General features: G+C 63.7%; 13 protein-coding genes. 11 read left to right on the top strand and 2 right to left on the bottom strand.

Translation table 11 applies throughout. The features are described 5' to 3' along the window. Positions 1-204: 204 nt before the first annotated feature. The 4 genes from AC1RZR_RS26545 to AC1RZR_RS26530 all read left to right on the top strand — a co-directional run bounded on the left by AC1RZR_RS26545 (position 205) and on the right by AC1RZR_RS26530 (position 3,120). Positions 205-816 carry a hypothetical protein gene (locus AC1RZR_RS26545; protein ID WP_481826482.1) on the top strand — a complete coding sequence of 204 codons (612 nt, stop codon included), beginning with the start codon at positions 205-207 and terminating at the stop codon, positions 814-816. After that, positions 813-1,667, top strand: coding sequence for a 23S rRNA (adenine(2030)-N(6))-methyltransferase RlmJ (locus AC1RZR_RS26540; RefSeq protein WP_481826481.1), 855 nt, complete (start codon positions 813-815; stop codon positions 1,665-1,667). The genes AC1RZR_RS26545 and AC1RZR_RS26540 overlap by 4 nt, the downstream gene beginning before the upstream one ends. A 280-nt stretch (positions 1,668-1,947) precedes the next feature. Beyond that, the gene (locus AC1RZR_RS26535) at positions 1,948-2,400 is read left to right on the top strand and encodes a hypothetical protein (protein WP_481826480.1); all 453 of its coding nucleotides are present in this window, start codon (positions 1,948-1,950) and stop codon (positions 2,398-2,400) included. Between the two features lie 138 nt (positions 2,401-2,538). Beyond that, complete coding sequence (locus AC1RZR_RS26530; protein ID WP_481826479.1) at positions 2,539-3,120, top strand: TetR/AcrR family transcriptional regulator; 582 nt, start codon at positions 2,539-2,541, stop codon at positions 3,118-3,120. Here the strand turns inward: AC1RZR_RS26530 and AC1RZR_RS26525 are convergent. Continuing rightward, positions 3,092-3,223: a hypothetical protein gene (locus AC1RZR_RS26525; protein WP_481829186.1), complete on the bottom strand. Its 132-nt coding sequence runs from the start codon at positions 3,221-3,223 to the stop codon at positions 3,092-3,094. The genes AC1RZR_RS26530 and AC1RZR_RS26525 overlap by 29 nt on opposite strands. Between AC1RZR_RS26525 and AC1RZR_RS26520 the strand changes: the two genes are divergently transcribed. Then, entirely contained in the window at positions 3,183-3,953 is a 771-nt protein-coding gene (locus tag AC1RZR_RS26520; RefSeq protein WP_481826478.1) for an EamA family transporter, read from the top strand. The two genes, AC1RZR_RS26525 and AC1RZR_RS26520, sit on opposite strands and share 41 nt — an antisense overlap. A 105-nt stretch (positions 3,954-4,058) precedes the next feature. Next, complete coding sequence (locus tag AC1RZR_RS26515; RefSeq protein ID WP_481826477.1) at positions 4,059-4,673, top strand: LysE family translocator; 615 nt, start codon at positions 4,059-4,061, stop codon at positions 4,671-4,673. A 108-nt stretch (positions 4,674-4,781) separates the two neighbouring features. Here the strand turns inward: AC1RZR_RS26515 and AC1RZR_RS26510 are convergent, their stop codons facing one another. Beyond that, complete coding sequence (locus tag AC1RZR_RS26510) at positions 4,782-5,093, bottom strand: transcriptional regulator (RefSeq protein ID WP_477276301.1); 312 nt, start codon at positions 5,091-5,093, stop codon at positions 4,782-4,784. A 261-nt stretch (positions 5,094-5,354) separates the two neighbouring features. On the opposite strand from AC1RZR_RS26510, the gene AC1RZR_RS26505 reads away from it, so the two are divergent. From AC1RZR_RS26505 to AC1RZR_RS26485, 5 genes are all read left to right on the top strand, one after another. Then, entirely contained in the window at positions 5,355-5,528 is a 174-nt protein-coding gene (locus AC1RZR_RS26505; protein WP_481826476.1) for a hypothetical protein, read from the top strand. A 174-nt stretch (positions 5,529-5,702) separates the two neighbouring features. Beyond that, the gene (locus AC1RZR_RS26500; protein ID WP_481826475.1) at positions 5,703-6,098 is read left to right on the top strand and encodes a hypothetical protein; all 396 of its coding nucleotides are present in this window, start codon (positions 5,703-5,705) and stop codon (positions 6,096-6,098) included. A 455-nt stretch (positions 6,099-6,553) separates the two neighbouring features. After that, the gene (locus AC1RZR_RS26495; protein WP_481826474.1) at positions 6,554-7,150 is read left to right on the top strand and encodes a glutathione S-transferase family protein; all 597 of its coding nucleotides are present in this window, start codon (positions 6,554-6,556) and stop codon (positions 7,148-7,150) included. A gap of 486 nt (positions 7,151-7,636) precedes the next feature. Then, positions 7,637-7,780 (top strand): hypothetical protein, encoded by a 144-nt coding sequence (locus AC1RZR_RS26490; RefSeq protein ID WP_477276307.1) that lies wholly within the window; start codon positions 7,637-7,639, stop codon positions 7,778-7,780. Between the two features lie 158 nt (positions 7,781-7,938). Beyond that, entirely contained in the window at positions 7,939-9,210 is a 1,272-nt protein-coding gene (locus tag AC1RZR_RS26485; RefSeq protein ID WP_481826473.1) for an ROK family protein, read from the top strand. Positions 9,211-9,259: the final 49 nt, after the last annotated feature.

The following is a 9,259-nucleotide window of genomic DNA, read 5'->3' as shown; positions in this document are numbered from 1 at the left end:
CGGCTTCGGTCCAGAGCTGAGTGCACGGCTGTTCCGCGCCGCGAGCTATTACCTTATGGGTGCGCAAAAGGCCCTTCGGCGGTGACCACGGTCGGTGACGAGCAACTGGCGAGGGGACTTTCCCTCGATATGCTACTGGACGAGATGGAGCGTATCCGCGACAGTGCCAATGCAGGATAGTCGCATCAAGGGGGCATTATTCGCATGCGCTTTCTGTTTGTTCTGATCCTGCTCGCCGGCAGCGGCATCGGTGTCATCTATCCCTGGGCGATGAGCAATTTCTCGGGCCATGAGATCGGCACCTGGCGCGTTTATGAGCAAGGCCGGTTCAAGCCGCTGAAGGTGCCGCTCGGCAGCCGCGACGCGCCGGTGCGGGTGATTGTCGACCTGACTGCAAGGGCCGAACGCATCGTCTCGCAGCAGCGCACGGTGCTGACGCTGACTGCCGCCACCAATGGCCGCACGGTGCTCGCCTCGACGCTGCAGTTCAACCATTCCGACAACCCGCGCCAGGCCAGCCCGCAACTACCCGACAAGATCTTTCGCGATGAGGCCGGCCTCATCGCGACCGTCAGGCCCGGCGCCTACCTCTTCACCGTCGGCCCAGGCGACGCGGAGGATATCCCGATGCGGGCGGTCGACCTCATCCTGCGCTCTGGTGTCGGCGAGATCGACGGCCGCGCTCGGCCGCTCGGCTACTCGCTCATGGCGATCGGCTTGATCGGGTTTTTGCTGACCTTGCGCACCAGTGGCGGCAGGCCGGAAAATCCGAATTCGCAGCCGCCACCGCCGCGCTGGGGCAGGGGTTCCAAGTGAATTATCGCCACGCCTATCACGCCGGAAACTTTGCCGATGTTGTCAAGCACGTCGTGCTGACGCGACTGCTGGAATATCTCAAGCAGAAGGACAAGGCGTTTCGCGTCATCGACACCCATGCCGGCATAGGCCGCTACGATCTGTCCTCGGTCGAGGCGCAGAAGACCGGCGAGTGGCAAGGCGGTATCGGCCGGTTGATCGATGCCCCGTTCGCCGCGCCGGTGGCGGCACTTCTGGCACCCTATCTCGACGCTGTGCGTGCGCTCAATCCCGAGGCCGGCATCCAGAAATATCCGGGCTCGCCGCTGATCGCTCGTCATCTCATGCGCAAGCAGGATCGGCTGTCGGCGATCGAACTGCACCCCAAGGATGCAGGCAAGCTGAGGACACTCTTTGCCGGTGATTTCCAGGCCCGCATCATCGAGCTCGATGGCTGGCTGGCGCTCGGCGCGCATCTGCCACCGAAGGAAAAGCGCGGCCTGGTGCTCATCGATCCGCCGTTCGAGGAAGCGGGCGAGTTCGACCGCCTCGTCGATGGGCTCACAAGGGCGCACAAGCGCTGGCCGGGCGGCATCTATGCGCTGTGGTATCCGATCAAGGACCGCAAGGCGATCATCGCTTTCAGGAAGGCGCTGAGGCAATCCGGCATTCCTAAGCTGCTCGACATAGAATTCGAGATCAGGCCCGCTTCTTCGGAACCCAGCCTCGACGGCAGCGGCCTGCTGGTCGTCAACCCGCCTTTCACGCTGGAGGGCGAACTGCGGGCGCTGCTGCCGGCTCTGCACAGATTGCTCGCCGTGGGAAAGCCGGCGCACTGGTCAATGGAATGGCTGGCCGGCGAGCAGGCTTGACGGAAGGTTTTCGGAGGGGCCCTTATCTGCAAGGGCTCGTCGACACGCGTCGCTCGCGCTGGCAAGAATCGGCAATCAGTCGGGGGCTTTCTCAAGTCGGCTGACTTGCCGGACAAGCCGACGCGCAGCTCTTGGGAGCGATCCCCGCAGCCATTCCGGTTCCTTGCAAGTCCGGCTTTGGCCAAGGTCGTTCCGAACTGGGAAACCATTGTTTCCACAACCGCTTGACCGCCGCCAAGCGAATCCGCAGAGTGCGCGCAATCGACCTTGAGAGGCTGTCATGACTCGCTTTGCCAAATCCGCACTTGCTGCCCTGATTTCGCTCTGCACTCCGCTCGCGGCGCCTCTCGGCGTCACCCAGGCCGTGCAGGCGGCCGACCTTGGCGTCTATTCCGACGATGATGGCGGCGTCTGCGGCCAGCCATGGGTGCTGAAAAAGATCACCAGCCGCTTCTCGTATCAGGTGCATCACGTGCCGCATCTGCCGGATGTGCAGATCACCGATTTCCGGCGTATCCACCAGCATCGTTATCTGGCGGCCAACGAAACCTGGCCGATCGGCCGCCGCTACTGCGGCGCCACCGTCAGCCTATCGGACGGCCGTGATCGCACCATCTGGTACCTGATCGAAGAAGGCCAGGGCTTCGCCTCGATCGGCGACAATGTCGAATTTTGCGTCTCGGGCTTCGACCGCTGGATGGTCTACAACGGCCGCTGCCGTATCCTGCGCTGAACGCGGCTTTCCAGTTTCCCAATTTCGTTTGGCGCCTGCGGCTTGATCAACTGCGGGCGCTTTTCCGTGCTGTGTTGACAGAAGATACGAACTCTCGCATAACTATGAGACAGACCTGTCTCATCACTGGTAAGCGCCATGACCTCGTCGCCTGTTTCCGACAAACGCCAGCACGTCGTCGAAACGGCCTACGCGCTGTTCAAGCGCGCCGGTTTCCATGCCACGGGCATCGACCGGATCATCGCCGAGGCCGATGTGGCCAAGATGACGATGTATCGTCACTTTCCCAGCAAGGACGAGCTGATCGTCGAGGTGCTCGACTATCGCGCCAGGCGTTTTGACGGTCAGTTGGACCGCCTCGCCGGAGAGGTGGCCGCGCCCAAGCAGAAGATTGAAAGGATTTTCGACTGGCACGAGCGCTGGTTTCGCAGCCCGGATTTCCATGGCTGCCTGTTTGCGCACGCGCTGGCCGAGTTCGGCGATCCCGAGCATCCGGTGTTCAAGGCTGTCGCCAGGCAGAAGAACGGCCTCAAGCGGCGCTTGCAGTCAATCCTCGAAGAGGCGATGCCACGCGGCCGCGCCGGGAGCGTGGCTGCGGCGCTGTTGATGCTGATCGAAGGTGCGACCCTGCTGGCGCAGATGGGGCAGGCGGACACCGCCATACGCGACGCCCGCAAGGCGGCCTTGAGCATCATCGCCGCTTCGCGCCGGCCGCAATGAGCCCGTTGGTCATCGGGCTCGCGTTGTTTGCTGCGATCTTGCACGCAACCTGGAACGCCTTCTTGCGAACGGGGGGCGACAGGTTGTGGACCGTCACCGTCATGAGCTTTTCCAGTACGGCGCTCGCCATTCCCTTCGCCATCTTTCACGCCCTTCCAGCCGCGCCAGCCTGGCCCTATGTCGTGCTCTCGGCTTGCCTTCAGGTCGGCTACAGCGTCTTTCTGGTCGCCGCCTACAGATATGGCGAACTGGGACAGGTCTATCCGATCGTTCGTGGCAGCGTGCCGCTGCTTGTCACCCTTGGCGGGTTTTTCCTCGCCAACCAGCAGCTCACCCAGCCACAGACCGTCGGCGTCGCGCTGGTCGCCGGCGGCATCATGGGCCTTTCGCTCGGAAGGGGCAGGGCCGCCGCGACATCGATACTCTATGCACTGGCAACGGGAGCGATCATCGCCGCCTATGCGACGGTCGATGCGATCGGCGTTCGCGCGGCGGGAAATGCCGGCGCCTACACCGCCTGGGTTCTCGTGATCTACGGCGCTTTGCTGCCGGCGACCTTCGTTGCCTGCCGGGGCCGGCTCATCGTCGATCTGCGGGCGCCGGAAACCTGGAAGGCGCTGGGCGGCGGCCTGTTCGCGCTTTTGGCCTATGGCGTCGTGGTCGCCGCCTTCGCGCTCGGACCGGCCGGTCCCATCACCGCGATCCGTGAAACCAGCGTCGTCTTCGCCGCTTTCATCGGGCGCCTGTTTCTCGGCGAGATGCTGACACCGCGGCGGGTCGGAGCCTGCGCCATTGTCGCGCTGGGCGCCATCTGCCTCGGCTATCAGCCGTGACGACGATGTGCGTCGCGCCGAGCCCGATATTTCCTGATGTCGCCGACAGGCAAACCGGCTAGTCTGAACGCCCGAGAGAGAGACAGATCACTTTCGGGAGTCGTCATGGACCTTGCCACCATCCTTGCCTTCGCGGCTGCCTTCTTCGTGTTCGCCGCCAGTCCCGGTCCGGACAACATGACGATCGTCGCCCGTACGATCTCCAGCGGTGCGGCGTCGGGCATTGCCTATGGCGCGGGCACGGTGGTCGGCATCCTCATCTTCCTGGTCCTCGCCGCCTTCGGCCTGTCGATCATCGCCGCCGAGACGGCGATCGTCGTGACGGTGCTTCGCTATGGCGGTGCGGCCTATCTGATCTGGATGGGCATCAGGTTGTGGACCGCCGTGCCCGTCGTGCCGGAACTTCAACCCATCTCCGGACGGCGCGGGCTGCTGACGATCTTCGCCACGGGTATCGCGCTCAATCTCGGCAATCCGAAAATGCCGCTGTTCTACGTGGCGCTGCTGCCGAATGTGGTCGGCGCGTCACTCGACGTTGGTCATCTCGGTGTGCTGACGATGGTGATCCTGGCTGTCGAATTCGTGGTGATCGGCGGCCACGTCCTTCTCGCCGGCCGCGCCCGCACCCTGTTGCGCACCCCGAGGGTCGTGCGCCGCGTCAACCGTGCGGCTGGCGGAGTGATGATCGGCGCCGGCGTCGCCGTGGTCGCCGCGCGTTAAAGCAGTTTCCAGGAAAGTGCGAAACGGTGTTCCCGGGAAAAGCGCATAGCGCTTTCCCTTAGGGACTTGCGTCAAAACATGAGAAAACATGCGATAGAGAATCGCGCGCTATTTTCTGCGCTGCGGCACTCCGGCCTGATCAAGAATTTTGCGCAGAAAAGCGGCGTGACTGCGGAACGCGCGCCGTCCGCTCGTCGTTGCTCTGACCCGCGTCTGCGGCCGGCGTCCGACGAACAGCTTTTCGATCTCGACATAGCCGGCCCTGACCAGCGTATCGAGATGCGCGCCGAGATTGCCGTCGGTGACGTCCACGATGGCCTTCAGCCGGGTGAATTCCAGCACCTCGCGCCTTTCCAGCATGTTCAGGGCGACCATGATCCTGAGCCGCGTGCTCTGGTGGATGATTTCGTCGGCGCTCATCGATTGGCTCCGGCGCGGCGAAGCCGGAGACCATCACCGACGAGGCGGCTGCCACGGGGCGACATCTCGGTGATCCGGGACAGCAACAGCGCCGCTTGCTCGTGTGCGATCGACATCGAAGCACTCCTTCGTATCATGCAGAATACTCTGTGAAATAGAGCTATCTGTCAATTCGCGACAAGCGGTGATGGGATCGCCCTTGACAAGGTGATGCAGCGATCGGTGAGCGCATTGCTCATGTGATCCGTGTAGATCGTCCGCTTGCACCAGATGTTCGCACCGATCATGCCGCAGATCATGCTCGCTGACCTTCGGAGCTTGACGGCGAGGCCGGTCTCGCAGGGCGCGGAGAATGTCGGCGGCGAACTTCCGGCAATGGTCAAAGATCAGCGAAGGATTTTTGCGATGATCAGCATGATCGTGTGCCATCAGTAACCAAAATTTAAGCTGCGAAAATCAGTCTTATGCTTCGCTGGCTAGAGAGCCGCGAGTCAGATATGCATTCCCCGTCGAGGTCATTCACGGCCGTCGGCGTAACGCAAGGGGCATGATATGGCGAAGCAGTCGTCTAAGGCGCCGGCATCCAAGACACCGGCAAAGAAAGCACCTGTGAAAGCAGCAACGGCGAAGGTCGCGGCAGCAGTGAAGAAGGCAGCACCCGCGGCCAAGCCGAAGGCAGCACCGGCAAAGGCGAAAGCAGCACCGGCCAAGAAGCCGGCAGCGGCCAAGGCCGTGGCGAAACCGGCAGTGAAGAAGGCAGCGCCGGCGAAGGCAGCGGCAAAGCCGGCCGCCAAGGCAGCACCGGCCAAGAAGCCTGCAGCCAAGGCGGCGGCGAAACCCGCAGTCAAGAAAGCAGCGCCCGCGAAGGCCGCGGCCAAGCCCGCCGCAAAGGCAGCACCGGCCAAGAAAGCGGCAGCGGCGGCAACAAAGCCTGCCGTGAAGAAAGCCGCGGCCCCCAAGGCCAAGGCAGCGCCGGCAAAGGCGAAGGCGCCGGCCAAGAAGTAGACTGGGTCTTGTTGGAGCACCGTGTGTCCTGCTGGATGCACGGAGAACGCTTTGACACTTGCGATCGGCGCATGATCATTCCGGAAACCGAAGCTGGTTTTCGGGCCATGCGCAGGATCGTCGGAGGGGGCCAGGGCAGCAAAGCGAGGCGCCGGACAGGCTGCCTCGCTTGCTCGCGCGGTTTGGCTTTCTTTCGTGCCTGGTCATGAAACGAATGCCCCGCCGCGAAGCCGGGGTTGCGGAGGATTGAAAAGCAGATCGGATGCTTCCGCTCTGCTGAGATCTTCTTGCTCGTCTGATCGCGGATCCGTCTGTAGCCATGTCACTGTGGCCATGTCGCAATGGCCATGGCAGGAAACCATCACCGGTTTTCTGGCAGCTGGTTTTTTGTCGCCTGGCCATTGCCGGGCAGCCACTCCCGGGCAAAAGTGCCGGCCGCAAACAGGAACCCGATCATGTCCAGACTGCTCTATGCTTCCTCGTCTCCCTACAGCTCCAAGGTTCGCATGGCAGCAGCCTATGCCGGCATCGCCATCGATCTCGTGCCGATCAAGACCGAGGACAAACCGGCCGAACTGATCGGCGCCAATCCACTGGGCAAGATCCCGGTGCTGGTGCTCGACGATGGCCGCTCGATCCATGACAGTCGCGCCATTACCCAGCACCTCAACCGTGTTTCGAAGAGCGCGCTGTTTCCGCGCAATCCCGACAAGCGCCTCGATGCGGAGGTGTTGGAGGCGTTGGCGGACGGCATTTGCGATTGCGCGCTTTCGATGGTCTATGAGCGGCGCACGCGGCCTGAAGAGATGGTCTATGAGCCCTGGCTCGACAGGCAGTGGGCGAAGATCACGGCAGCGCTCGATCTGCTCAATGCCAACCCGCCAAAGCTGCCGAAGAAAATCACCGCCGGCCACATGGCGCTGCGCGCCTGCCTTGGCTATCTCGCACTGCGCTTTGCCGGAAAATGGGAAAAGGGCCGCGCCCGGCTGACGCGCTGGGCAGCGCGCTTCGACGAGAAGTTCCCGGAGCTGAAGCCGGCGGTGCCGGGGTGAGCGACGAGTTGGTCTTCGAGGTTGGAGATTGGCGAAAGCCGGCGTGACGTCCAATCTCTCCCCTTGCGGGGGGAGATAGCCGGCAGGGCAGAGGAGTGCTGTCCTGCCAACCTGTCCGTTGGCAGCATCTCCGAGCATAGCTCAAAACGAGAGTGCTGGGGACGGAGGCCGAGTTCCTTCGCACATCCCTCTGGCCTGCCGGCCATCTCCCCCGCAAGGGGGAGATCGGCAGCTCCTACCTTTCCCCAACTTGAGACCCAACAAGGTCGCAAAGCGACGCTGTCACACCGCCGATTGCCAGCGCGCCACGTCCGCCCCGTTCACGGCCGTCCTGGGGATGAGACCGGAGCATCTGACCTGGACCGGCGACATCGTGCATTACGAGAGCAGCCCACCACATTTCGCGGTTTTTACCCGTCCTGCGGCTCAAGGCTATATTCCCGCTCCGACAAATGGCCCACCGAGATTCATGTTCACGCCGCCACGATGACCGATCCGGACGACTATCGGCCGGATGCGCAGGTCGTCATGCGCTCGCGGGCGAAATGGCTCGACCGGCTGCCGTCGATTCCGACCCATGACGGTTTCCAGCAAAAGCCGTCGGTCCACCCACCTGCCGAGACACTTTAAGGTCCCCGGGTGAGGCGCTGAGGCGGCAGCGAAGCTGGCGCGGGCAGGGCCGGCATACAGTTTTCGGCGAGTTTGTTGCCGTCTCGCACAAAGTTCTCGAAACCGGCAAGCTCCTGGGCTAGAAAGGTTTTTGAGAATGTCTCTGTGAAAACCCAGCGATGAACATTACCGACGACGACAGCCCGAACGGCGCACGCAACGCAGCGTTCACGCCGCCCGGCGATGGTGCCGGCACGGAAAGGGCGGGGCGCGGGCGCAAGGCACTGCTGTCCTCCTCGATGGTCGGCTCCACCAATCGCGGGCGTGTATTGCAGGCCCTGTTCGATCTCGGGCCGACCAGCCGCGCCGAGCTGGCGCGCCTTGCCGGCGTCAACCGCACCACCATTTCCGGCATCGTCCAGCCGCTGATCGACGATCAGGTGCTGGTCGAAAGCGATCCCATCCCCGCCAATCCCGGCGGCGGCAAGCCGGCGCGGCCGCTGTGGTTTTCGCCCCATGCCCGTCCGATCTGCGGCGTCCTGCTGATGCCGGACGCTGTCCATGCCTGCGTTGCGACGCTTGACGGCAAGATCGAGTCGGAGCGCAAGATGGCGCTGCCCGACGGCAGGGGGCCGGTTCAGCCAATCATCGAAACGATCGCGCAATGCGTCGGCGATACGCTGGCCAAGGCGCGGCGCACGCCCTTCGGTATTGGCGTCGGTGTCGGGGGCATGGTCGATACCGATCGCGGCTCGATCGTTACCGTCAACCTCGCGCCCTCACTCGACCGCTACCCGCTTGCCGACGATCTCGGCAGGCGTTTCGGTCTGCCCGTCAAGCTCGACCACCATCCGCGCGCCTTGCTGGTCGGCGACCGCTGGTTCGGCGCCGGACGCGGCGTCAGGCAGTTCGCTGTCGTCTACACCGGCGAAGTGCTGGGTGGCGCACTCTACTTCGATGGCCATCTTTATCGTGGCACGGCTGGCGCCGGCGGCGAACTCGGCCACACCTTCGTGCAGCTCGACGGCGAGCTCTGCCGTTGTGGCAGGCGCGGCTGCTGGGACACCATCGCCACGCTGAGCTGGTTGCGGCGCGAGGCCACGCGTGCGGCTTTGCCCGAAGCCGATCTGATCGATTCGGCCCGCCTTGTCGACATGGCTGCGCGGCGGTTGCCGGGCGCGGCCGAATTGCTTGACCGCTACGCCCGCAACGTAGCCGTCGGCATCGCCAATCTGCAGCAGACGGTGGCGCCCAACGTCTTCATCCTGCACGGCGATGTGGTGCTCGGCGGCGATCGCCTGCTCGACGCCATCGCCGCCCACGTCCGCGCCATGGTGCCGGCGCGGCCGGGCAGCACGATGGAGTTCATTGCCGGCGACGCGGGTGACGGCGCGGCCCTGCTGGGTGCTGCGGGGCTGGTGATCTCGGAATTGCTGCAGCTGCCGATTTAGCTGATTGGCGAAAGCCAAGGTGAGAGCCAATCTCCCCGCAAGGGGGGAG

It is taken from the genome of Mesorhizobium bavaricum, assembly GCF_056781655.1.
Note: the sequence above shows the minus strand (reverse complement) of the source record. Positions and strands in the feature narration are given on the sequence as shown.

Bases quoted from the DNA above. Each gene is read 5' to 3' on its own strand.
- AC1RZR_RS26545 (WP_481826482.1), top strand. From the start codon at position 205: ATGCGCTTTCTGTTTGTTCTGATCCTGCTCGCCGGCAGCGGCATCGGT.
- AC1RZR_RS26535 (WP_481826480.1), top strand. From the start codon at position 1,948: ATGACTCGCTTTGCCAAATCCGCACTTGCTGCCCTGATTTCGCTCTGC.
- AC1RZR_RS26530 (WP_481826479.1), top strand. From the start codon at position 2,539: ATGACCTCGTCGCCTGTTTCCGACAAACGCCAGCACGTCGTCGAAACG.
- AC1RZR_RS26525 (WP_481829186.1), bottom strand. From the start codon at position 3,223: ATGACGGTGACGGTCCACAACCTGTCGCCCCCCGTTCGCAAGAAGGCG.
- AC1RZR_RS26515 (WP_481826477.1), top strand. From the start codon at position 4,059: ATGGACCTTGCCACCATCCTTGCCTTCGCGGCTGCCTTCTTCGTGTTC.
- AC1RZR_RS26510 (WP_477276301.1), bottom strand. From the start codon at position 5,093: ATGAGCGCCGACGAAATCATCCACCAGAGCACGCGGCTCAGGATCATG.
- AC1RZR_RS26495 (WP_481826474.1), top strand. From the start codon at position 6,554: ATGTCCAGACTGCTCTATGCTTCCTCGTCTCCCTACAGCTCCAAGGTT.
- AC1RZR_RS26490 (WP_477276307.1), top strand. From the start codon at position 7,637: ATGACCGATCCGGACGACTATCGGCCGGATGCGCAGGTCGTCATGCGC.
- AC1RZR_RS26485 (WP_481826473.1), top strand. From the start codon at position 7,939: ATGAACATTACCGACGACGACAGCCCGAACGGCGCACGCAACGCAGCG.